Below are 22,532 nucleotides of genomic sequence, written 5' to 3'. Positions count from 1 at the left end.
CGCGCCCCTTTGAGTCCGCAGGCTAGGTTGTCGCCGTTCAGTTGGCGAGGGCTATCCGTCGGCGGGCTTGCGCAGGAAATGGGCGGTGATCAGGCCGATGGAGAGGCCGACCAAGACGATGTGGGCTGTCAGCTGGTTGGTCAGGCTGTCGGCCGCCAGGTTGGGCCAGGTCCCGAAGCGCAGGGGCCGGACGACTAGGAACATCACGACGTAGAGGCCGAGCCCGTAGAGCGGTCCGAAGATCCAGGGGCGACGGACCAAGATCGGCAGGCGTCGCGCCGCGAAGACATAGGTCGCGACCATGACCAGCATGATGGCGAAGTGGACGCCGAGCCCCACCAGGGCCATCGGCGGTCCGCCGTCCTTGGCCCCGTCGCCGAACGGCCCGCTGGCCACATAGCGCAGCATGTCCATAGGCGAGCCGCCCTTGATCAGCGACCAGACCGCCGCGTCGGCGATGTCGAGGGTTCCCGCGACCAACCAGGCCCAGAGGATCGCCTGGCGGGGGCGGGCGTCTGATCGCGGCGCCAAGCTATCCATCGCGGCCATGCTGTCCCTCCGGGAAAGCTTGACCCTAATGCCGCTCAGCGCCGCGCATCAACGGACGCGGAAAAAGATACGCGTCGCTTCGGAGTTACGCGTCGACCAGGGTCATGCCGCGTTCGTCGTAGCGGGTTCCCTGGACCTTGTCGGCCAGGCCGTCGAGGCTGGCGGTCTCGGCGGGGGTGAGCTGCAGCTCGGCGGCCTTGAGATTGCTCTCGAGGTTGGCGAGCTTGGTGGTGCCGGGAATGACCACCACGTTGGGCTTGGTGGCCAGCACCCAGGCGAGCGCGATCTGCGAGGGCGTGGCGTCTCGCGCCTTGGCCAGGCGTTCGATCTCGTCGACCAGGGCGATGTTGGCTTCGTAGGCGTCGCCCTGGAAGCGGGGCGAGACCACGGCGCGGTAGTCCTGGCCTTCCGGACGGACCTCGCGGCTGAAGGCGCCGGTCAGCATGCCCCGGCCCAGGGGCGAATAGGCCACGACGCTCACCCCGGTCTCCCAGCAGTGGGGCAGGACCTCGCGTTCGATATCGCGGGTGAAGATCGAATACTCCCACTGGACCGCGGCGATGGGGGCGACGGCCTGGGCGCGGCGCAGGGTCTCGGCGTTGACCTCGGAGAGGCCGATCGCGCCGATCTTGCCCTCGGCCACCAGCTTGGCCATGGCCCCGACGGTCTCCTCGATCGGCCGGGCCGGGTCCTTGCGGTGCAGGTAGTAGAGGTCGATGTGGTCGGTGCGGAGCAGGCGCAGGGACTGCTCGACAGCCCGGCGCATATTGGCCTCAGAGCCGTCGACGCCGCGCACGGTGCGGGTGGCCAGGTCGCCCACCGGGCCGAACTTGGTGGCGATGAAGGCCTGGTCGCGGCGGTCATGGAACGCCTCGCCCAGCAGTTCCTCATTGGCGCCGAAACCGTAGAGCTCGGCTGTATCGAAATGGTCGACGCCGCGCTCGAGAGCGGCGTGCAGCAGCTTGACGGCTTCGGCCTTGTCCATGGGTTCGCCATAGGCGATGGACATGCCCATGCAGCCGAGGCCGATGGCGTTCACTTGCCGGCCGGTACGGCCGATTTCACGACGGATCATGGGGAGCTCCGTTCTGTCGAGATGGGGTATGGGGGAGGTGTGTGAGCGTTCACTCACATCGTCTTATAGGCCCCGCGCCGGACCGGCGTCAAGCTGGAATACCGATGTTCAGGCCCGCCAGGCGTCCACGACGGCGTCGGCCGCCATGTCCAGTTCGGCCTCGCTCCAGGCCCGGCCCTTGATCTCGCTTTTGACCATGTAGCCGACCGGACCGAAGAACAGGTTCGACAGGATGTCGGTCGGCAGATTCTTGAACACGCCCGCCGCCACGCCGGCGTCGCGCAGGCGGGTCAGGGCCGCGCCGATACGCTCATGCGCCGTCCCGCCCTCGCGCTCCGATAGGGCGGATTCGGCGAAGCGCTGGCCGAAGGTGAAGGCCTCGGTGTCGGAGCGATAGGCGTTGAGCAGGGTCAGCCACAGCCGCTTCAGGCGCTCGGTGGGCGGCCCGTCGCCGTCGCCGGCCTCCGAGATGGCGGTGAACACCTCGCCCTTCAGCCGGCGATAGGCCTCGATCAGCAGGTCGTCCTTGCTGGGGAAGTGGCGATAGAGGGTGCCCTCGGCGACGCCGGTTTCGGCGGCGATGGCCGCGGTGGTGGCCGCACCCATCCCGTCGCGGGCGACGATCTTCAGCGCCGCGCGCAGCAGCCGGTCCTTGGTGCTGAGGGTGTCTGTGAGCATGCGCTCACACGTCGGGGTTCAGGGCGGGCGAGTCAAGCGGCTCCTCTTCCTGCCCGTGAGCGGGTGAGGAAGGGGGATGGAGGTCAGGCGCCCTTGAAGTCCAGACCCATGGCGGCCAGGGCTTCCTTGAGGCGGCCAAGCGCGTTGGGGCCCATGCCGTGCAGGGCGGCGATCTCGATCTCGGTGTGCCCGGCCAGGTCCTCGAGACAGGTGACGCCCGCGCCCGCCAGGGCCCGTTGCGCCGGGCGGGCCAGTTTTGGCAGGTCCGTGCGGATCATGCCGGCCTCCTCAGAAAGCGGTCGCGTAGATATGGCGCGCCATCGCGCCATACTCTATCTTCGAAGTCATTGCAGCCGCCGAGGCTTGGCGCGCCGGCGATCATCGTCGCGCCAAGCCTCCAGCGGCAAGGGATTTTCGGCCCGGATTTCGATTGGAACCTATTGCATGACGATGACGACCGAGGCGGCGGACAAGCCGCGGATCGACAAGCAGGCGCTGCTGGCCAAGTACATCGAGGAGCGCGACAAGCGGCTCCGGCCCGACGGGAACGGGCAGTACCTGGAGGTCAGGGGACGTCTCGCCCACTATCTGGACGATCCCTACACCCCGCGTGTCGAGCGCGCGCCCAAGACCGACCACGTCACGTTCGCCTTCGTGGGCGGCGGGTTCGCCGGCCTGGTGACCGGCGCGCGGCTGGTCGAGGCCGGGGTCACCGATGTGCGGATCGTGGAGAAGGGCGGCGACTTCGGCGGCACCTGGTACTGGAACCGCTATCCCGGCGCCCAGTGCGACACCGCCTCGATGATCTACATGCCGCTGCTCGAAGAGACCGGGCACATGCCGACCGAGAAGTACGCGCACGCACCGGAAATCCTGGAACAGTGCCAGCGCATCGGCAAGCAGTACGGGCTCTATGAGAACGCCCTGTTCCACACCGAGGTCGAGGACCTGAGCTGGGACGACGCCAAGTCCCGCTGGGTGATCTCCACCAACCGCGGCGACCGCTTCACCGCCGACTTTATCGGCCTGGGCACCGGCCCGCTGCACGTGCCCAAGCTGCCGGGGATCCCCGGCATCGAGAGCTTCAAGGGCCACTCATTCCACACCAGCCGTTGGGACTACGACTATACCGGCGGCGACCCCAGGGGCGGGCTGATGGAGAAGCTCGCCGACAAGCGGGTGGCGATCATCGGCACGGGGGCGACCTCGGTCCAGGCGGTCCCGCACCTGGCGCGCGCCTGCAAGGAACTGCTGGTCGTCCAGCGGACGCCCTCGTCCATCGACGTGCGCGCCAACCAGCCGATCGATCCGGACTGGTTCGCCGAGATCGCCACGCCGGGCTGGCAGACCCGCTGGCTGGAGAACTTCACCGCCAACCAGGCCGGCGGCAACGCCGAGGTCGATCTGGTCATGGACGGCTGGACCGACCTGTCGCGAAGAATCCGCAGCAAGATCATGCAATTGCCGCCAGAAGATCGCGTACCGATGAAGATGCTGGCCGCCTATGAGGACAGCGACTTCGAGAAGATGGAGGAGATCCGCGCCCGGGTGGATTCCATCGTCGCCGACCGCGGAACCGCCCAGAACCTCAAGGCCTGGTATCGCCAGCTCTGCAAGCGGCCGTGCTTCCACGACGCCTATCTGCAGGCCTTCAACACCCCCGGCACGCGGCTGATCGACACCGACGGCAAGGGCGTCGAGGCCATCACCGAGAAGGGCCTGGTGGTCGGCGGCGTCGAGTACGAGGTCGACTGCATCATCTACGCCTCGGGCTTCGAGGTCGGCACCGAATACAAGCGCCGCGCCGGTTTCGACCTGACCGGCCGCGACGGCCTGAAGCTGTCGGAGGCCTGGGGCGAGGGCATGCGCTCCAAGCACGGCATCCACGTGCATGGCTTCCCCAACGCCTTCTTTGTGCAGCCGACCCAGGGGGCCAACCTGATCTCCAACGTGCCGCACAACCTGACGGAATCGGGCCGGACCATCGCCATGACCGTCAAGCACGCCCTGGACCGCGGCCACAGCCAGGTCGAGGTCACCCAGGAGGCTCAGGAAAAGTGGGTCGAGCTGCTGCTGACCGGCATGGGCCGCATGCTGGGCGCTCCGGACTGCACGCCCGGCTACTACAACAACGAGGGCCAGGACCCGGGCCCGGCGGCGCGGCTCAATGTCGGCTATCCGGCCGGGGCCACGGCCTTCTTCAAGTACATCGAGGGCTGGCGCAGCTCAGGCGAGTTCGAGGGCCTGGCGTTCCGCTGAGGAGCCAAGAAGCACAGGACTAGATCCTCCCCCAGCGCGTCGCGCGGTTTGGGGGAGGTGGATCGTCGCCTCTTGGCGGCGAGACGGAGGGGGTTTGAGGCGCACCAAAGCGAGTCAAAGTCCCCCTCAGTCAGCTTCGCTGACAGCTCCCCCAGGAGGGGAGCATCTTGCGAAGGATAGCTCCGCTCTCAGAGGCCGCCGGCGAACAGGTCCACCTTGCCGATCGGCACGCCCCGCGACCGCAGGATCCCATAGGCGGTCGACAGGTGGAAATAGAGGTTGGTGGTGGCGAAGATCGCCAGCCAGCGGCCCGCCGGCAGGGTCGGCTCCATGCTGGGTCCGATGGCGATGGTCAGGGGAACATCGTCGCGGCCGGCGAACTGTTCGGGCGTCAGGCCGGCCAGGTACTGCTTGGCCTGCGTGATGGCGGCCTGGAATCCGGCTAGGTCGAGGTCGTCGGTGATGTCGGCCGGGACCGGCAGGCCCGCGGCCCGCGCCGGCCACTGGCGGGCGAAGTTGCAGACCACCATCAGCTGGAAGCGCAGGGGCGACATGTCCTCGATCAGCCGCCAGTCGAGCATCTCGGCTTCGCTGACGCCGTTGGCGGCGGCGTGTTCCGCGCCCCGGGTCAGGATGTGCGAGGCGGTCTCCAGGGCGTGGGCGTATTGCTGGACGTAGGTGAAGAGACTGACCGCCACGGGCGACCTCCTGGTTGGCTGGGATGGCTGGTGTAGGACCGGTCGGGGACCTCTGCCAAGCGATGCGCGCGACCGTCACGCCTAAACGATCCGGGGGCGATGAAATCGACACCCGCGGCGGCTCCGTTGACAGATTCTGCGAAACCCCGTCGGCTGGCTCTCGCCGAGGGGGAGTCAGCCATGAGCGTCGAGCACGACCTGATCGAACGCGCCCGGCGCCTGGCGCTCGAGGTCGCTCCCCGGGGCGCGGAAATCGAGGGGGCCCGCCAGATCCCCCCGGACATCTCCCAAGCCATGGGCGAGGCCGGCTTCTACCGGATGTTCGTCACCGCCGATCGCGGCGGCCTGGAGGTCTCGCCGCGCACCGCCGCCGAGGTCTATGAGGCCCTGGCCCAGGGGGATGCCGCCTGCGGCTGGGTGGCCTTCATCGCGGCGACCACGACGCTCGCCTTCGGCCGCCTGACCGGCCAGGCGGTGGGCGAGATCATGGCCCGCTCCGACAGCCTGGCCACCGGGGTCTTCGCGGCCAATGGGATCGCTACCAGGGTCGAGGGCGGCTTCCGGGTCACCGGCCGCTGGGACTGGGGTTCGGGCTCGCCCAACGCCGACTGGATCGGCGGCGGCTGCATATTGGTGGAGGACGGTGAGCCGCTGAAGAACTCCGCCGGCCTGCCGCGCAACCACATGCTGTTCTTCCCCAGGAACCAGGTGACCTCGCTGGACACCTGGCGGGTCTCGGGGCTGTCGGGCACCGGCAGCACCGCCTTCGCAGTGGAGGACGTCTTCGTGCCCGAGCGCCATGCGGCGGGCGTGCTGGTGAAGAACCTGCCCGACCGGCCGCTCTACCGCTTCCCGGCCTTCTCGCCTCTGGCCCAGGGGGTGGGGGCGGTGGCGCTCGGCATCGGCCGCGCCGCGCTCGACGAGGCCACGCGGGTGGTGGGCGAGAAGCGCCGTGGCGGCTCCTCGGCGCCGCTGTCGGAGCGGGCCCACACCCAGATCGAGATCGCCCGCGCCGAGGCCCGCCTGCGCGCCGCCCGAGCCCTGTTCTACCAGACCATCGACGCGGCCTGGGAGGCGGCCCAGGCCTCCGAGCCCCTGTCCCTCGACCACAGCCGCGACATGCGCCTGGCGGTCAATCACGCGGTGGCGGAGTCCACGGCCGTGGTCGACGCCATGTACACCCTGGCCGGCGGCACCTCGATCTACGCGGTCTCGCCGCTGCAACGCCAGTTCCGCGACATCCACGTGGCGACCCAGCACTTCATGGTCTCGCCGAACATCCTGGAGACGGTGGGGCGGCTGTTCCTGGGGCTGCCGACGACGACGGCGGGGTTTTGAGGGGGTGGTGCGTGGCTGACCCATGGCCGCCAAGGGTAGAAAGCGAACATCAATTTGGGACGGTGATCGAATGCCTACGCGACTATCAAATGGGCCGCGGGTGGGCTGCGGCGTCGCTGTCCTTCGGGACCGGAATTTGCTGCTGATCCGTCGGGCGCGTTCGCCAGAAGCCGGGTGCTGGAGTCTGCCTGGCGGCAAGGTCGAACTATGGGAAAGGACGGAAGAGGCTGCGCGCCGAGAGACCGCGGAAGAGCTTGGCATCAACCTTGGGGCGCTCGAACTTCTCTGTGTCGTAGACTACGTGGCGCCTGAGGAGCGCGTTCACTGGGTGTCGCCGGCATTTCTTGCGAAAGAGTTCGAGGGCGAGCCAGCTTTGCTCGAACCCGAGAAGCACACGGGCCTAGGCTGGTTTCCGCTCGACGATTTACCTAGCCCGCTCGCTCGGTCCGCTCTGGAGGCTGCTGAAGCCCTCAAGTCCCGATGAGCAGTTGCCGCCCTAAAGCGGTCCTCTCTTATGTCGGACACGGGTCGATTGCAGACCTAAACAACCTCGTCCACCGCTTCGATCCAGTGCCTCACCGGCGCCGCGCCGCCCTCGGCCAGGTGCATCCAGCAGCCGATATTGGCGGTGTAGATCGCAGCCGGCGACGAGGCGTTGAGCGCCGCCAGCTTGGCGGTCTTGAGCTTGCCGGACATCTTCGGCTGCAGCAGCGAATAGGCGCCGGCCGAGCCGCAGCAGAGGTGGTTGTCGGCCACCGGCTGGGGCTCGTAGCCCAGGCGGGCCAGCAGGGTGGCGATCCGCCCGGTCAGCTTCAGGCCGTGCTGCAGGGTGCAGGGCTCGTGGACGGCGATGCGGGGGTCGGCCGGGGCCCAGCGGGCGGTGAGGTCGCTATTGGCCAGGACCTCGATGGGGTCGCGCACCAGGCCGGCCACGGCGCGGGCCCTTTCCAGATAGGCCGGGTCGTCGCGCAGCACGTCGGGATAGTCGCGGATGAAGGCCGCGCAGCCGCTGGAATTGACCACGATGGCCGAGGCGCCGGCCGCGATGGCGGGTGTCCAGGCGTCGATGTTGCGGCGGGCGGCCGCGCGGCCGGCTTCCGGGGCGTCCAGGTGGAAGTCCACCGCCCCGCAACAGCCGGCGCGGGGCGCTTCGCTGAGCGCGATGCCGGCCTTGTCGAACACCCGGGCGGTGGCGGCGTTGAAGTGCGGGGCGGCGGCGGACTGCACGCAGCCTTTCAGCAGCAGCATGTGGCGGGGATGGTCGGACTTCGGCCAGGCGCCGGGCGCCACGGCGGGCGGGACCTTGGCCTTCAAGGCCTTGGGAAGCAGCGGTCGTGTGAGACGGCCCAGGGTCAGGGCCAGGCCGAACAGGGTCGCGGAGGTCGTGAGCCTGCGGATGACCTGCCGGACCAGCCGGGCGGGCCAGGGTCGGGGGGCGGCGGCGCGCACCGCCTCGCGGCCGATGTCGTAGAGCCGGTGGTACTGGACCCCCGACGGGCAGGTGGTCTCGCAGGCCCGGCACGACAGGCAGCGATCCAGGTGCTTAAGGGAAAGCGCGCTGACCGGCTGGCCCTCCAGGGCCTGCTTCATCAGGTAGATGCGGCCGCGCGGCCCGTCGAGTTCGTCGCCAGTAAGTTGGTAGGTGGGGCAGGTGGCGTTGCAGAAGCCGCAGTGGACGCAGGCCCGCAGGGCCCGCTCAGCCACCCCGCCGGCGATGGTCCCGGCGATCGGGCCTGAGATCACCGTGCGCATCTAGAAGCCCTCATACATGCGGCCGGGATTGAACAGGCCGTCGGGATCCATCGCTGTCTTGATCCGCCGGTGCAGGGCTAACAGCGGGGCGGGCAGGGGCTGGAACACCTGGTCGACCCCGCCGCGGAACAGGGTGGCGTGGCCGCCGGCCGCCGCGGCGACGTCCCAGATCATGGTGTCGACGCTGTCGGCGGCCAGCCAGCGCTGCGACCCGCCCCAATCCCAGGCCAGGTGGCCGTCCAGGCGGGGGAGTTGCGCGGTCTGGGGCAGGGAGAGCCGCCACAGGGCCGGGCCGTCGAAGGCCGGATGGCTGAGGTCGCGCAGGGCCGCCCAGATCTCGTCGGTCTCGGTCTCGCCGCCCAGCTCGCGGGCGGTCTCCCGCACCGCCGCCTCGCCGCCGGAGAGCCGCAGGTGCAGACGCTCGCCGTCGTGGAAGGCGCCCGACAGCGGCAGCGGCCGGCGCATCAGTTCGATAACCCGCAGCCGCGCGGCCTCGCTGTCCAGGTCGAAGGCCAGATAGGTTTCGGCACGCGAACGGGGCGTGACGCGGATCGAAGCCTCCAGGATCACCCCCAGGCAGCCCAGCGCCCCGGCCATCAGCCGGAAGGCGTCGAAGCCGGCCACGTTCTTGAACACCGTGCCGCCGAAGTTCAGCACCTCACCGCGGCCGTCCAGCACCTTGGCGCCCAGGACGTAGTCGCGCAGGGCGCCGGAGAACGGCCGCCGCGATCCCGAGAGCCCGGCCGCCACGGTCCCGCCAAGCGTGCTGGCCGCGCCGAACACCGGCGGTTCGAAGGCCAGCATCTGGCCGTTGGCCGCCAGCAGGGCCTCGATCTCGGCCATCGGCGTGCCGGCCCGGGCGGTGATCACCAGCTCGCTGGGGTCATAGGCGACCACGCCGCGGTGGGCGCCCAGGGTCAGCGGCTCGGCCTCGACCTTGCGGCCGTGGAAGGCGCGGGTATCGCCGCCGACGATGCGGAACTTCAAGCCCTCGGCCCGCCCGGCGATTACCACATGGGCCAGCCGCTCGGTCTGGTCGGCGTCAGAAGCGGGGGAGGTCGGCAAACGGCAGCTCCCCGTGATGGACGTGCATGCCCCCGAACTCGGCGCAGCGGTTGAGCGTCGGGATCGCCTTGCCGGGATTGAGCAGGCCCAGTGGATCGAAGGCGCGCTTCAGGGCGAAGAAGGCCTCGATCTCGGCCGCATCGAACTGGACGCACATCTGGTTGATCTTCTCGCGACCGACCCCGTGCTCGCCGGTGATGGTGCCGCCGACCGCCACGCACAGCTCCAGGATCGCCCCGCCCAGCTCCTCGGCCTTCTCCAGGTCGCCCTGCTTGTGGCTGTCATAGAGGATCAGGGGGTGGAGGTTGCCGTCCCCGGCGTGGAACACATTGGCCACCTGCAGGCCGATGGCGTCAGACAGGCGGGTGATCTCGGTGAGCACCTTGGGCAGGGCGCGGCGGGGAATCGTGCCGTCCATGCAGTAGTAGTCCGGCGCGATGCGGCTGACAGCCGGGAAGGCGTTCTTGCGCCCGGCCCAGAAGCGCTGGCGCTCGGCCTCGTCGCGAGCGGCGCGGACCTCCACGGCGCCGGCGGCGAGCATCAGGGCGGTGACGCGTTCCACCTCCTCGGCCACGTCGGCGGCCACCCCGTCCAGTTCGCACAGCAGGATGGCCTCGGCGGCCTTGGGATAGCCCGCATGGGCGAAGTCCTCGGCGGCGCGCAGGGCCAGGCCGTCCATCATCTCCAGCCCGCCGGGCGTGACCCCCGCGGCGATGATATCCGCCACCGCCTGGGCGGCCTTCTCCACATCGTCGAAAGCCGCCAGCAGCACGCGGGCCTCCTCGGGCAGGGGCAGCAGCTTGACCACGACCTCGGTGACCACGCCCAGCAGCCCCTCCGAGCCGGTCATCAGGGCCATGAGGTCGAAGCCCGCCGCGTCCAGGGCCTCGGAGCCGATGGTCAGGACCTCGCCGTCGATGGTCACCACCTCCAGCTTGAGGATGTTGTGCACGGTCAGGCCGTACTTCAGGCAGTGCACGCCGCCGGCGTTCTCGGCGACATTGCCGCCGATGCTACAGGCGATCTGGGATGAGGGATCGGGGGCGTAGAACAGGCCCAGATGCGCCACGGCTTCCGAGATCGCCAGGTTGCGCACCCCGGGCTGGACGCGGGCGATGCGGGCGTCGGGGTCGATCTCCAGAATCTTGCTGAACTTGGCCATGCTGAGCAGGACGCAGCCGGGGAAGGGCAGGGCGCCGCCCGACAGGCCGGTGCCCGCGCCCCGCGCCACCACGGGAACGCCCAGGTCGCGGCAGGTCTTCATGACGGCGGCCACCTGGGCCACGGTGGTCGGCATCACCACCGCGCCGGGCAAGGAGCGATAGGCCGCCAGGCCGTCGCTCTCATAGGGCCGCAGGGCCTCGATATCGGTGAGGATGGCCTCGGCCGGCAGCACGGCGCGCAGGGCGGCGCCTAGCCGCTTGGCCGAGAGCGGCGGGAAATCCGCATCGAGTCGGGCGTCAAAATGGTCGAGCATCGCGCCGGACCTTGGGCGTACGGGCGCTCTAGCGTCAACCACGCGGCGCGCTACAAGGTTATCAACGATAGGGAACGGGAGAGAACGATGGATCTGGGCTTGAAGGGTAAGGCCGCGGTGGTGACCGGCGGATCGCGCGGCATCGGCCGGGCCATCGCCGACCTGCTGGCCGACGAAGGCTGCGACGTGGCGATCTGCGCGCGCAACGCCGGCCAGGTGGCCGAGGCGGTCGCGGCGCTCCAGGCCAAGGGCGTCAAGGCCTTCGGCCAGGCGGTGGACATCGCCGACGGCCCAGCGCTGAAGGCCTTCGTCACCCAGGCGGGGAACGAGCTGGGCGGCATCGACATCCTGGTCTCCAACGCCAGCGCCCTCGTCCAGGGGGCCGGCGAGGACGAGTGGAAGGCGATGTTCGACATCGACGTCATGGGGGCGGTGCGCTCCTTCGAGGCGGCCAAGCCCTTCCTGGAGAAGGCCGGCGCGGCCAAGGGCGACGCGGCCTTCATCATCACCTCGTCGGTCTCGGCGGCGGAGGCGACCGCCGCCTCGTCCTACGGCGCCATGAAGGCGGCCCAGATCCACTACGCCAAGGGCCTGGCCCGCGAGAACGCCGCCAAGCACATCCGCGCCAATGTCATCTCGCCGGGCACCGTGTTCTTCGAGGGCGGGGTCTGGGGCAATGTGAAGGCCGGCATGCCGCAGTTCTTCGACCAGATGATCAAGCGCAATCCCACCGGCCGGATGGCTACGCCGGAGGAAGTGGCCGCCGCCGCCGTCTTCCTGGCCAGCCCGCGCTCCAGCTTCACCACCGGCATCAACATGCTGGTCGACGGCGCTATCTCGTCGCGCGTGAACTTCTAGGGCCAAGCCGTTGGAATACGACTACTTCCAGCTCAGACTCGGCCGCGAGCGGACGGCCCACAAGGCGCTGGCCGAGCGGCTGCATCCGATGCCCGAGGTGGTGGCGGTGTTCTCGCCGCTGTTGGGCTTCGCCTCCAACGAGGCCCTGGTCCTGGCCAGGGCCGGGGCGGAGTTGGGCTTCGCGGCCCACGCCGTCGACCGGCTGACGCCGACCCTGCGGCCGACGCAGGACGTCCCGCCCGAGCCGAAGGGGGTCTATGTCCACAACTGGTTCACCATCGACGGCGGCGCGGTCGAAGAGTTCGTGCGGTTGTCTGGGGAGGCCTGGCCGGCCTTCGAAGGCCGTTTCGAGACCAAGATCTACGGCCTTTTCCTGGCCGCCGAGAGCGCGGCGGACCGGGCCGACGGCGCGCGCCGCCTGCTGCTGATGACCAACTATCGCGACCTGGGCGAATGGCAGGTCTCCCGCGACCCGACCTCCGAGGCCATGCAGGTCTTCCTGCGCCGCCGGGAGCTGACCCGGGTTTCGCTCGCCCGCAGTTGCCTGGTCATGCCGCGGGGGTAGCGGTCGCTTCCGAAACGCGGTCAGATGGCGTCAGGGTAGGGAGACGACAACATGGCCGAGGACAACGAAGAGCAACGGCTGCGCCGGATCGCCGAGCGCAGGGCCGACGCCAAGCTAGGGTTCCGCAGCCACCTGCTGGTCTATGTGGTGGTCAGCGCCGGCCTGGCGGCGATCAACCTGATGACCTCGTCGGACTATTACTGGTTCCTCTGGCCGATGCTGGGCTGGGGCGTCGGCCTGGTCGCCCACGGGCTCTCGGTCTACGCCTATGTCGGCGACCACCGCGAGCGGATGATCGAGGAAGAGCTGACCCGCCTTCGCCGGCCCAAGCCCTAGGACCCGCCGCATGATCGAGCAGACCGTGGAGGTCCCGACCAAGGACGGGGCCACGACCACCTTCATCGTCCATCCGGAGCGGGACGGCCCGCATCCGGTGATCCTGTTCTTCATGGACGCCCCGGCGATCCGCGAAGAGCTGCGCGACATGGCCCGACGGTTCGCCACCGCCGGCTACTACGTGATGCTTCCCAACCTCTACTACCGCTCCGGCGTGCTGGAGCTGACGGCCGAGGACTGGGCCGATCCCGAACGGAAGAAGATGTTCGGGCTGATGTACTCGCTGACCATCCCGCTGGTGATGGAGGATACCGACGCCCTGCTGGCCTATGCCGACGGCCAGGCCGCGGCCGACGCCAAGACGGTGGGCTGCGTCGGCTACTGCATGAGCGGGCAGTTCTCGATCAACGCCGCGGCGCGCCATCCCGACCGGGTCAAGGCGGCGGCCTCGATCTACGGCACCTTCCTGGTCACCGACAAACCCGACAGTCCGCACATCGCCGCGCGCAAGGCCAAGGGCGAGCTCTACTTCGCCTGCGCCGAGATCGACCGCTGGGCGCCGCTGGAGATGGTCCGGGCCCTGGAGACCTCGCTGAAATCGGACGAGATCGAGGCCGAGGTCGAGTTCTATCCCGGCGTCGAGCACGGTTTCGCCTTCCCCAACCGCGCCGCCTACGACAAGACCGCGGCCGAGCGGCACTGGGAGCGGCTCAACGCCCTGTTCCGGCGGCGGTTGGGCTAGACCCGATCCACCGGGGCGACCCAGTCGTCGTCCAGGCTCTTGAGCGGGTGCGAGCCGGTCACCTGGCCCATGAAGGGCGGCCAGATGTTATAGCCCAGCAGGTCCCGCAGGCGCGGCGACATGGCCTTCACCCGCGCGCGGGGGACGCCAAGGTAGAAGTTCTCCTGAGTCCGGGCCCAGGGTTCGCAGTACTGGTTGGTGAAGGCCAGGCGCGAGGCCGCGCTGCGGTTGGCGCCGCCCCGGTGGAGCAGGGTCCCCTGGAAGACGATGGCGCCGCCGGCCGGCATGATGACGGGGACCAGCATGGCCTGGGCTTCGCGCGGGTCGAGGGCGGCGATGTCGGCGTCGCTCCAGGTGTGGCTGCCGGGGATGATGTCGGTGGCGCCGTTGGTGTCGGTGAATTCGTCGATCGCCCCGATGATCGACAGGCTGATGGCCGGCCGTGGGCGGGGCTGGCGATAGAAACCGTCGTCGAAGTGGATGGCCTGGGCCTTCTCGCCCGGATGGATGCAGATCGCCTGGCTGGCGGTGAGCAGGTAGCTCGGCGCCAGGAACCGGTCGAGCAGGGCCAGAAGCCGCGGTTCGGCGGTCAAATCCTCGAACACCTTGCCTCGCGCCACCAGGGTGTAGACGCGCTCGGTCTCCAGGCCCTCGAAATCGTTGCGGCCGTGGTGGGTCCCCATGTGCGGGGCCAGAGCCGCGCGCGCCTGGGCCAGTTGATCGACGTCGGCGAAATCCGGAATGATCGTGTAGCCGTCACGCGTCAGCCGCTCGACATGGGCCTCGAGGTCGAAGGTCGCGGGCGTCATATCCATGGTCGCCTCCGGTTTCGCTCGCGCAAAACTAAGCACGCACAACACCGTCGTCATCCTCCGGTCGTCTGCAAGACGATCCGGGGGACCCAAGCTGACTTCCAGGACTTGGCGGACTCGGCTTGGGTCCCCCGGATCAGGCTTCGCCTGACCGGAGGATGACGAGCGTGTGGGATGGTCTAGTTCCGCGAGGGGATGATCACCTTCATGGATTCATAGCCCTTCACGAAGGTCGAATAGACCCGCTTGGGCTCCTCCAGGAGCACGACCTCGGGGAAGCGCTTGAGGATCTCTTCCCAGATGATCTTGAGCTGCAGCTCGGCCAGGCGGTTGCCCACGCAGCGGTGGATGCCGAAACCGAAGGAGATGTGGTTGCGGGGCCGCTCGCGGTCGATGATGTAGTCGTTGGGCCGCTCGATGGCCTCTTCGTCGCGGTTGCCCGAGACGTACCACATCACGACCTTGTCGCCCTTCTTGATGGTCTTGCCGCCGATGTCGAAGTCCTGCGTGGCGATGCGGCGCATGTGGGCCAGCGGCGTTTGCCAGCGGATCGTCTCGGAGACCATGGACGGGATCAGGCCCGGGTTCTCGCGCAGTTTGCGATACTGGTCGGGGTTGCGGTTCAGGGCCAGGATCGAGCCGGAGATGGTGTTGCGCGTGGTGTCGTTGCCGCCCACCGTCAGCAGGACGATGTTCCCGAAATACTCCCGCGGCTCCATGTTCCGGGTGGCCTCGCCGTGGGCCAGCATGGAGATCAGGTCGCCGGCCGGCGGGGCGTTGACCCGCTGGTTCCACAGATTGGTGAAGTAGGCGTGGTACTCGACGAAGATCGCCATCTTCTGCTCGATGGTGTCGATCAGCCCCTGGCCGGGGACGGCGGTGACCACGTCCGACCAATAGGTCAGCTTGCGACGGTCCTCCTGGGGCATGTCGAACAGGGTGGCCAGGGTCATGGCCGTCAGCTCCATCGACACCTTGTCGACCCAGTCGAATTCCTCGCCGATCGGCAGGGAGTCGAGGATCATGGCCGCGCGCTCGCGGATCAGCGGCTCAAGGACCTGCAGGTTGGCCGGCGAGACCACGGGGCTGACGGTTTTGCGCTGCACGTCGTGTTTGGGCGGGTCCATGGCGATGAACATGGGCAGGGGGCCCTGGTCGCCGTCCTGGGTGGCGATGGTGATGCCGCCTTCCGAGGAGAAGGCGCCGTGGTTCGTGTCCACGGTCATGATGTCGTTGTACTTGGTGATCGACCAGAACGGGCCGTAGTCGCTCTGCGCGGTGTAGTGGACCGGGTCTTCCTTGCGGAGCCGTTCGAAGTTCCACCACATCTGATCGGACTGGAAGAGGGCGGGCTGGGCCGGGTTCAGCTGGTCCAGCGGGGTCGCATAGGCCTGCGCGCGGGCGTCCTTGCTGAGGTCGATATTGCCGTCGCTCATCGTGGTTCCTCCGTCCCCTGGGGCGCCCCTGGCTTCGACCAAAGATGACGCTGCCGTCAATTTTAGCGTGGAATAGGTTACCCGTCTCCAACTGATCTGCGTTCAGTCACAGTTTTTCTCTCGTTTTAAATCCCATAAAAATGATAGGAATTACTCGAAGCATTTGCGGAGCAGACGGGTATGTCCAATCGGCCGACGGTGGCGATTGTCGGTGCCGGGTTCTCGGGCCTGCTGACCGCCCTGCACCTGACGGCGGACCCGGAGGGGCCCATCGTCCGGCTGATCGAACGCTCGGTTTCGTTCGGCCGGGGCGCGGCCTACGCGACCGCCAATCCCGACCATCTGCTGAACGTGCGCGTGGCCAATATGAGCGCCTATCCCGACGACCCAGAGCACTTCACGCGCTGGCTGGCCGGCCGCGAGGGCTGGAGCGCGCACGGGGGCTTCGTCACCCGCGGCGTCTATGGCGACTACCTGCAGGATCTGCTGAAGGCGGCTGTGGAGCGCTCCGCCGCAGGGCGCCTGCTGCTGGAGGGCGACGAGGTGGTCGACATCTCCCGCGCCGGGCCCGCCTGGAAGGTCCGGCTGGGGATGGGACGGGAGATCAAGGCCGCCGCCGTGGTCCTGGCGCTCGGCGTCCTGCGGCCCGCGCCGCCCGCCGTGGCGGGCCCCGATCTGCTGGCCTCGCCGCGCTATGTGGCCGATCCGTGGAACCCCAGGGCCGCGCTCGATCGCGAGATCGACGAAGTGCTGCTGATAGGCACGGGCCTGACCATGATCGACGCGGCTGTCACCCTCTGGCGGCCTGGACGGAGGTTCTGGGCCCTGTCGCGCCGAGGCCTGGTTCCGCGCTCCCACGCCCCGGTCGGTCCGCGCCCGGAGATCGAGGCGTCGCGCGGCTCGCCGGTGGAGATCCTGCGGACTCTGCGCGCGGCGTCGCCCGACGGCCGGTGGCGTGAGGCGGTCGACGACCTGCGCCCCCACGTGCGGACCATCTGGCAGGGCTGGAGCGGCGTCGAGCGCGCCGCCTTCCTGCGCCACCTGCGCCCCTGGTGGGACGTCCATCGCCACCGCCTGGCGCCCAGCGTGGCCCGCCGCGTGGCCATGCTGATGCGGGGGCGAGAGCTGGTGGTCAGGGCCGGGGAGATCACGAGCCTGACGCTGGGCCGCGAGGGGGTGGAAGTCCTATGGCGACCGCGCGGGGCCAGGCTCACCCGGCGCCTGTGGGTCGGAGCGGTGGTCAATTGCGCCGGCCTGCTGGGCGATCTCGACCAGGCGAGCGAACCCCTGCTGCGCCAACTGCTGTCGCGCGGGCTGATCCGCCCCGACCCCAGCCGGTTGGGGGCCGACGTCGACGCCGGCTCGCGACTGATCGGGACTGGCGGCGGCGCCCAGGCCGGGCTCTACGCCGTGGGGCCGCTCACCCGCGGGGCCTTCTGGGAGATCACCTCGGTCCCCGACATCCGCTCCCAGGCCGCCGACGTGGCCCAGGCGATCCTGCGGGGCCTGAAACTGGGCTTGGCGGTGGCCTAGACCAGCAGCGTCGCCACGCCCCAGCCGACCAGGACCGCGCCGCAAACGAGGCCGATCCAGCGCCCGGCTGGGAAGACCTTCTCGGCCAGGACCAGGACGGCGAGGGCGGCGATCCAGGCCAGATTCATCACCCCGCCGACGAACAGCAGGGCCATCAGCATCCAGCAACAACCGACGCAGTAGACGCCGTGCCGCAGGCCGAGCCGCAGCGCGCCGGTCGCCCCTGGCCGCCAATGGGTCGAAAGGAACGCGGCCGGGGCGCGGCAGTGGGCCAGGCAGGTCTGCTTGAGCGGCGAGAGCTGGTAGAGGCCCGCGGCGATCAGGAGGCCCCCCGACAGCCAGCGGCTTTGCGATCCCATGTCGGAGATCAGGCCGACCCGCCCGAATACCCACTGCAGGCCGGCCGCCGCGACCGAGAAGCCCAGCCAGGTCAGGAGATAGCCCGCGGCGAAGGCGCCGGTCGGGGCGGGCCTGTCCTGGATCTGGCTCTGGGCGACGGCGCGCCGATGGACTTGGGCATAGAGCAGGATGGTCGGCGCGGCGCTCGGCGACATCATGGCGATCATCATCGCCCACCACATGGCGACCATCAGCGCCGCGGTCCTGGGGGTCCATGCCGGCGGCGTGGCCGGGGCGGGGCCCATGTCCATGGCCATGCCGGGCATGTCCATTCCGCTCATGTCCATTCCGGGCATGGCCTGCGCGGCGGCGGTCTTGTGCGGGAAGAGCGAGAGCGTGGTCATCTCCCGCGCGCTCATGCCAAGGCCCGCACCCGTCAGGATGTAGAGCCAAGCTAGGGCGCACAGGGCGAGCAGGCCCACGACGGTGATCGCGCGGCGGCGGCTCAGCAGGCGTTCGAAGGCCCCGGGCATCCGTCAGGCGTGCACGACGCCGTTATTGTTGAGGTGCAGCCGGGCGAACTGTCCGTAAGTGTCCGTCATCTCCACCTCGACGGGGCCCTGGGTCCGGCTCGAGGCGCTGCCGATCTCGGCCACGCTGTACTCGAAGCCCTCCGGCTGGAGGATCAACGTGCGGGACGGCAGGCCGGTCACCTTGTTGCGGATCGGTTCACCCGTCGTCTCCACGTAGTTCGGGATGGAGATGCGGCCCGTCCGGCCATCGACGTCCAGGTCCAGGTCGATCCTTGTGAAGACCGGCGGGTTCATCTTGGTCACGGTGGAGGCGTAGACGGCGAACATGGTGGCGAACGGGGCGGTGTCCTGTCCGGTCATGATTTTCAGCAGGGCCTCGCGCTGCGCCTCGTTGGCGGCCTCGTCGACGAAGGCGAGGGCCTCGCCATTGCCCTCGTGGACCGCCCCCGGCCACTTGAATATGGCGGCGATCCGCAGGCCGTCGAGCCTGGTCTCGCCATAGTGGCCTTCATCGATCTGGATGCCGGCCACGGCATGGCAGTGGCCCTTGTCGGGCAGTCCGTTGAACTGGCAGTTGCAGCCGTAGTCACAGGTGCAGTTGACCAGCGAGGGTCCCTTGAGTTCCCAAGGCGTCATGGCGACCTCCGTCTGTCGACGCTCAAGGGGACAATCTAGTCCCTCGCCGCGCCCCAGGCCATTGGCCTCCATTAGGCTTGGGCGGCGATCTCCGGGAACCTGGCCGGCGCCATCTTCGGGGTCAGCAGGTGAATGACCAGGACCGCCAGCAGATAGATGCCGCCGCAGACGGCGAAGATCGGCGCGTAGCCGCCGGCCGCCTCCAGCACCTGGCCGACCGACTTGGCCATGACCATGCCGCCGATGCCGCCCAGCATGCCGCCGATGCCGATCACCGAACCCACGGCGCTGCGCGGGAAGACGTCGCCGGGCAGGGTGTAGAGGTTGGCGGAGAAGGCCTGGTGCGCTGCGGCCACGAGGCCCACCACGATGGTCGCCAGCCACAGGTTGTCGATCTGCATGATGAAGAAGTAGGGCAGGGTGAACACCGCGCAGATCAGCATGGTGATCTTGCGCGAGAAGTTCAGGCTGTGGCCGTTCTTCATGAGGCGCGAGGACAGCCAGCCGCCGGCGACGCTGCCCGCGTCTGAGATCAGATAGACCGCCGCCAGCACCCCGGCGAAGGTCGGGATGTCCAGCTCGAAGGTCTTCTTGAAGAAGTCCGGCAGCCAGAACAGCAGCATCCACCAGACCGGGTCGATCAGGAACTTGCCCGTGGCGTAGGCCCAGGTCTCGCGCTTGCCGACGACCGTCAGCCAGCCGACCTTGCGGTCGCTGTCCTCGGGGTCGGAGCGGATGTGGGCGAGCTCGGCGGCGTTGACCTTGGCTTCCTTCTCAGGCGCCCGATACATGATCAGCCAGGCCACGATCCACAGCATGCCGATCACGCCGGTGATGATGAAGGCCGCTCGCCAGCCATAGGCCAGCATGATCATCGGCGCCGCGATGGGCGTGATCACCGCGCCGATATTGGCCCCGGCGTTGAAGATGCCGGTGGCGAGCGCGCGTTCCTTCTTGGGGAACCACTCGGTGACCGCCTTGACCCCGCCCGGGAAGTTGCCGCCCTCGCCGATCCCAAGCAGGACGCGGACCAGGAAGAACTGGTTCAGGCTGCTGGCGCCGGCGTGGGCGATGTGGGCGAGCTGCCAGATCGCGAAGGCCGTGGCGTAGCCGATCTTGGCGCCCACCTTGTCCACGAAGGCGCCGAACAGCAGATAGGAGGCCGCGTAGGCCGCCTGGAAGTAGAAGACGATGTCGGCGTAGTCGGTCTCGCTCCAGCCCATCTCGTCGGACATGAAGGGCTTCAGCACGCCCAGCATCTGACGGTCGACATAGTTGATGACCACGGCCGTGAAGAGCAGGCCGCAGATCACCCACCGGCGGCGGGTCATCTTGCCCTCTTCGAAGGCGGCGGTTTCGACGGTGGTCATGGCTTGCGCCCCTAAAACGTTTCGACCCGCGGCGACATGTTCTGCTGAGTCCCGCGCTGTCGCCCGACGCGGGACCTTGGTCTCAGGTATCGGCCGCCGTCGCCGGATAGGCGCGGCAGGCGATCTCGCCCACGCCGGCGAACCGAACCGCGCCGTCCTGGCCCGCCACGATGTCGTGGATGCCGGCGGCGGCGCCGGTGCAGATGTACATCCCCTTGCGCAGCGGCCGGCCGCGTGCGGCGACGTTCTCGGCCAGCAGCCGCAGGGATTGGATCGGCCCGCCGGGCAGGACGAAGGCGCCGCCCTCGCCAACGCGCTCGCCGGCGATGATGGTCTCGCAGCGGAGCATTTCCAGGGGAATGGCCCGCCAGTTCTCGATGGGAGCGCCGACCATCAGGCCGGCGTTGTTGCCGAAGTCCGAGACCACCGCGGTGGGCCCGACGATGTTGATGCTGGCCAAGGGGCTGCCGGCGGGCTCCATGCCGATGTGCATGGACTCGACCAGCTCGGCGGCTTCCTCGGGCGTCCAGGCGAGCTTGTCGACCGGGGCGTCGTGGGCCAATCGCAGGACGTACTCGGCCTCCACGGCGGCGAACCCGCCCACGAACACCGGGAATTCCGTCACCTCGCCAGGCTTCACGTGCCACAGCGCCTTGGCGAAGATCGGACCGAAGATGCGGTTGGCCCGCAGGCGCGGCTCGTGCTCGGGCGGCACCCGGCCCACCTTCCAGCCGACCACCTCGTCGGGCCAGAGGTCGAGGGCCGCGTCCTGCACCCGGTAGGCGGTGGCCAGGTCGGTCGGCAGAGGGCCCGGAAACTCGGGTAGGGCGCTCGCGGCCCGGCGCGCGCGGACGAACCGCTCGGCGACGGAAGCCACCGGATAGCCTTCGGCCGAATCCGCCGCTGGGACGCTCACGCGCAAAAACCCTCCCAAAATTCCGCCTCGAACGGCGCTGTTGTCTCTAGAGGAAACCGGTGTCATTTTCAAATCAAGCCCAAATCGGCACGATTTTGCTAATGACCGCATCGGGCGTGGAGTGAGACGATGATCAGGACATTGGGCTTGGCCGCGATAGCCGCGCTGTGCATGGGCTCGCCGGGCGTGACGGCCCCGTCCCCGCCCAAGGCGTTTCCCGAGGCGCTGGGCTGGGCGGCGGTCACGCCGGGCGGCCGGGGCGGCCAGATCCTGCGAGTCACCACCCTGGCGGCCGACGGTCCGGGCTCGTTCCGGGCGGCGGTCGAGACCAAGGGCCCGCGAATCATCGTCTTCGAAGTGGGCGGGGTGATCGACCTGGGGGTGAAGACGCTGACCGTCCGCGAGCCGTTCCTGACCATCGCCGGCCAGACCGCGCCCTCGCCGGGGGTGACCCTGATCCGCGGCGGCCTCGACATCGCCACCCATGACGTGGTGGTCCAGCACCTTCGAGTGCGGCCGGGGGAGGCCGGTCAGGCCAAGAAGGGCGGCGGCGACTTCGACTCGATCTCCACCCAGGGCGTGTCGTTCAACATCGTGATCGATCACAACAGCCTGACCTGGGGCACGGACGAGAATCTCTCGGCATCCGGTCCTCGGTTCGTGGGCAAGACGCCGGACGAATGGCGGGCGGGCACCAGCCGCGCCATCACCTTCTCCAACAACATCGTCGCCGAGAGCCTGGCCTATTCGACCCACGCCAAGATCGAGCACTCCAAGGGCTCACTGATCCACGACAACGTCACCGACATCCTGATCGTGGGGAACCTCTACGCCCACAACTACGAGCGCAATCCGCTGTTCAAGGGCGGGGTGCGCGGGGTGATCGCCAACAACCTGATCTTCAATCCGGGGCAGCGGGCGATCCACTACAACCTCATGGCCGCGGAGTGGGGCGACGCCGAATGGCAGGTCGGCCAGGTGGTGGCCGTCGGCAATGTCCTGCGGGGTGGGCAGGATACCCCGGCCGGCCTACCGTTCTTCCAGCTCGGCGGCTATGGCGACGTGCAGTTCTACGGCAGGGACAATATCGCCGTGGACCGGTTCGGCGTCCCGCTGCCAATGTTCGGCCGCTACACCACCGCCCCGGCCAAGATCATCCAGGTGAAGACGCCGCCGCTCTGGCCGCAGGGATTCACGCCCATGGCGGCCGTGGACGTCCAACAGTCGGTCCTGGCCAAGGCCGGCGCCCGGCCCTGGGACCGCGACGCCGACGACGTGCGCCTGCTGGCCGACGTCGCCGAGGGCCGCGGTGAGATCGTTGATTCGGAGCAGGAACTGCACGGCTATCCGCATCCGCAGGAGACCCGGCGGCCGTTCGTGGAGACCGACTGGAACCTGGACGACATGACGCCGAAGCGGCCGGAGGTGCTCGACTCCGGGGCGAAGGCGAAGGGGACCTAAATCCTCCCCACCTTCGTCATCCTCCGGGCTCGCGAAGCAAGATCCGGGGGACCCAAGCGGAGTCCCCCGAGAGTCACCTTGGGTCCCCCGGATCAGCCTGCGGC

The 22,532-nt window shown here is 68.8% G+C and carries 23 protein-coding genes; 9 read left to right on the top strand and 14 right to left on the bottom strand.

Annotated features, from left to right (window positions below; genetic code table 11):
* Positions 1 to 51: 51 nt before the first annotated feature.
* The 4 genes from V6M51_RS09945 to V6M51_RS09930 all read right to left on the bottom strand — a co-directional run bounded on the left by V6M51_RS09945 (position 52) and on the right by V6M51_RS09930 (position 2,580).
* On the bottom strand, positions 52 to 549 hold the full coding sequence (locus V6M51_RS09945) for a hypothetical protein (protein WP_332766767.1): 498 nt from the start codon (positions 547 to 549) through the stop codon (positions 52 to 54).
* 85 nt (positions 550 to 634) lie between these two features.
* A complete protein-coding gene (locus V6M51_RS09940; RefSeq protein ID WP_332766766.1) occupies positions 635 to 1,624 on the bottom strand; it encodes an aldo/keto reductase in 990 nt (329 codons plus the stop codon).
* A gap of 108 nt (positions 1,625 to 1,732) precedes the next feature.
* The gene (locus tag V6M51_RS09935) at positions 1,733 to 2,302 is read right to left on the bottom strand and encodes a TetR/AcrR family transcriptional regulator (protein ID WP_332766764.1); all 570 of its coding nucleotides are present in this window, start codon (positions 2,300 to 2,302) and stop codon (positions 1,733 to 1,735) included.
* An 83-nt stretch (positions 2,303 to 2,385) separates the two neighbouring features.
* The gene (locus tag V6M51_RS09930) at positions 2,386 to 2,580 is read right to left on the bottom strand and encodes a hypothetical protein (protein ID WP_332766762.1); all 195 of its coding nucleotides are present in this window, start codon (positions 2,578 to 2,580) and stop codon (positions 2,386 to 2,388) included.
* A gap of 166 nt (positions 2,581 to 2,746) precedes the next feature.
* Here V6M51_RS09930 and V6M51_RS09925 point away from each other — a divergent pair, with 166 nt between their 5' ends.
* Positions 2,747 to 4,561, top strand: a complete 1,815-nt coding sequence (locus tag V6M51_RS09925) for a flavin-containing monooxygenase (protein ID WP_332766760.1) — start codon at positions 2,747 to 2,749, stop codon at positions 4,559 to 4,561.
* Between the two features lie 188 nt (positions 4,562 to 4,749).
* On the opposite strand, the gene V6M51_RS09920 is transcribed toward V6M51_RS09925, so the two are convergent.
* The gene (locus V6M51_RS09920; RefSeq protein WP_332766758.1) at positions 4,750 to 5,259 is read right to left on the bottom strand and encodes a DUF1993 domain-containing protein; all 510 of its coding nucleotides are present in this window, start codon (positions 5,257 to 5,259) and stop codon (positions 4,750 to 4,752) included.
* Between the two features lie 180 nt (positions 5,260 to 5,439).
* Here V6M51_RS09920 and V6M51_RS09915 point away from each other — a divergent pair, with 180 nt between their 5' ends.
* Positions 5,440 to 6,597 (top strand): acyl-CoA dehydrogenase family protein, encoded by a 1,158-nt coding sequence (locus V6M51_RS09915; RefSeq protein ID WP_332766756.1) that lies wholly within the window; start codon positions 5,440 to 5,442, stop codon positions 6,595 to 6,597.
* A gap of 22 nt (positions 6,598 to 6,619) precedes the next feature.
* Positions 6,620 to 7,081 carry an NUDIX domain-containing protein gene (locus tag V6M51_RS09910; protein WP_332766754.1) on the top strand — a complete coding sequence of 154 codons (462 nt, stop codon included), beginning with the start codon at positions 6,620 to 6,622 and terminating at the stop codon, positions 7,079 to 7,081.
* 56 nt (positions 7,082 to 7,137) lie between these two features.
* Here V6M51_RS09910 and glcF read toward each other — a convergent pair whose 3' ends face one another.
* Genes glcF through V6M51_RS09895 form a run of 3 tightly spaced genes read right to left on the bottom strand, consistent with a single transcriptional unit; the run spans position 7,138 to position 10,891 of the window.
* Positions 7,138 to 8,349: a glycolate oxidase subunit GlcF gene (gene glcF / locus V6M51_RS09905; RefSeq protein WP_332766753.1), complete on the bottom strand. Its 1,212-nt coding sequence runs from the start codon at positions 8,347 to 8,349 to the stop codon at positions 7,138 to 7,140.
* Positions 8,350 to 9,414: a glycolate oxidase subunit GlcE gene (glcE, locus tag V6M51_RS09900; protein WP_332766752.1), complete on the bottom strand. Its 1,065-nt coding sequence runs from the start codon at positions 9,412 to 9,414 to the stop codon at positions 8,350 to 8,352. It abuts the gene before it with no gap.
* The gene (locus V6M51_RS09895; protein ID WP_332766751.1) at positions 9,392 to 10,891 is read right to left on the bottom strand and encodes an FAD-linked oxidase C-terminal domain-containing protein; all 1,500 of its coding nucleotides are present in this window, start codon (positions 10,889 to 10,891) and stop codon (positions 9,392 to 9,394) included. The genes glcE and V6M51_RS09895 overlap by 23 nt, the downstream gene beginning before the upstream one ends.
* An 87-nt stretch (positions 10,892 to 10,978) precedes the next feature.
* Between V6M51_RS09895 and V6M51_RS09890 the strand changes: the two genes are divergently transcribed.
* Genes V6M51_RS09890 through V6M51_RS09875 form a run of 4 tightly spaced genes read left to right on the top strand, consistent with a single transcriptional unit; the run spans position 10,979 to position 13,392 of the window.
* On the top strand, positions 10,979 to 11,749 hold the full coding sequence (locus V6M51_RS09890) for an SDR family NAD(P)-dependent oxidoreductase (RefSeq protein ID WP_254836752.1): 771 nt from the start codon (positions 10,979 to 10,981) through the stop codon (positions 11,747 to 11,749).
* 10 nt (positions 11,750 to 11,759) lie between these two features.
* The gene (locus tag V6M51_RS09885; RefSeq protein WP_332766750.1) at positions 11,760 to 12,314 is read left to right on the top strand and encodes a hypothetical protein; all 555 of its coding nucleotides are present in this window, start codon (positions 11,760 to 11,762) and stop codon (positions 12,312 to 12,314) included.
* Between the two features lie 51 nt (positions 12,315 to 12,365).
* Positions 12,366 to 12,650: a 2TM domain-containing protein gene (locus V6M51_RS09880; RefSeq protein ID WP_332766749.1), complete on the top strand. Its 285-nt coding sequence runs from the start codon at positions 12,366 to 12,368 to the stop codon at positions 12,648 to 12,650.
* Between the two features lie 10 nt (positions 12,651 to 12,660).
* Positions 12,661 to 13,392, top strand: a complete 732-nt coding sequence (locus V6M51_RS09875; protein WP_332766748.1) for a dienelactone hydrolase family protein — start codon at positions 12,661 to 12,663, stop codon at positions 13,390 to 13,392.
* Here the strand turns inward: V6M51_RS09875 and V6M51_RS09870 are convergent.
* A complete protein-coding gene (locus V6M51_RS09870; RefSeq protein WP_332766747.1) occupies positions 13,389 to 14,207 on the bottom strand; it encodes a phytanoyl-CoA dioxygenase family protein in 819 nt (272 codons plus the stop codon). The genes V6M51_RS09875 and V6M51_RS09870 overlap by 4 nt on opposite strands.
* 176 nt (positions 14,208 to 14,383) lie before the next feature.
* Complete coding sequence (locus tag V6M51_RS09865; protein WP_332766746.1) at positions 14,384 to 15,640, bottom strand: cytochrome P450; 1,257 nt, start codon at positions 15,638 to 15,640, stop codon at positions 14,384 to 14,386.
* Between the two features lie 180 nt (positions 15,641 to 15,820).
* Between V6M51_RS09865 and V6M51_RS09860 the strand changes: the two genes are divergently transcribed.
* Positions 15,821 to 17,173 (top strand): FAD/NAD(P)-binding protein, encoded by a 1,353-nt coding sequence (locus tag V6M51_RS09860; protein ID WP_332766745.1) that lies wholly within the window; start codon positions 15,821 to 15,823, stop codon positions 17,171 to 17,173.
* Here the strand turns inward: V6M51_RS09860 and V6M51_RS09855 are convergent.
* The 4 genes from V6M51_RS09855 to V6M51_RS09840 all read right to left on the bottom strand — a co-directional run bounded on the left by V6M51_RS09855 (position 17,170) and on the right by V6M51_RS09840 (position 20,967).
* Entirely contained in the window at positions 17,170 to 18,045 is an 876-nt protein-coding gene (locus tag V6M51_RS09855) for a DUF2182 domain-containing protein (RefSeq protein ID WP_332766744.1), read from the bottom strand. The two genes, V6M51_RS09860 and V6M51_RS09855, sit on opposite strands and share 4 nt — an antisense overlap.
* A 3-nt stretch (positions 18,046 to 18,048) precedes the next feature.
* Positions 18,049 to 18,681: a DUF1326 domain-containing protein gene (locus V6M51_RS09850; RefSeq protein WP_332766743.1), complete on the bottom strand. Its 633-nt coding sequence runs from the start codon at positions 18,679 to 18,681 to the stop codon at positions 18,049 to 18,051.
* A 71-nt stretch (positions 18,682 to 18,752) separates the two neighbouring features.
* Positions 18,753 to 20,051: an MFS transporter gene (locus V6M51_RS09845; RefSeq protein ID WP_332766741.1), complete on the bottom strand. Its 1,299-nt coding sequence runs from the start codon at positions 20,049 to 20,051 to the stop codon at positions 18,753 to 18,755.
* 82 nt (positions 20,052 to 20,133) lie between these two features.
* Positions 20,134 to 20,967: a 2-keto-4-pentenoate hydratase gene (locus V6M51_RS09840; RefSeq protein WP_332766739.1), complete on the bottom strand. Its 834-nt coding sequence runs from the start codon at positions 20,965 to 20,967 to the stop codon at positions 20,134 to 20,136.
* A gap of 129 nt (positions 20,968 to 21,096) precedes the next feature.
* Between V6M51_RS09840 and V6M51_RS09835 the strand changes: the two genes are divergently transcribed.
* Positions 21,097 to 22,428 carry a pectate lyase family protein gene (locus tag V6M51_RS09835; RefSeq protein WP_332766737.1) on the top strand — a complete coding sequence of 444 codons (1,332 nt, stop codon included), beginning with the start codon at positions 21,097 to 21,099 and terminating at the stop codon, positions 22,426 to 22,428.
* Positions 22,429 to 22,532 lie beyond the last annotated feature (104 nt).

Origin of the sequence: Phenylobacterium sp. (assembly GCF_036677185.1) — a bacterium.
In the GTDB taxonomy this organism is placed as follows: Bacteria; Pseudomonadota; Alphaproteobacteria; order Caulobacterales; family Caulobacteraceae; genus Phenylobacterium.
This window is presented reverse-complemented; position numbering and strand designations above follow the sequence as displayed.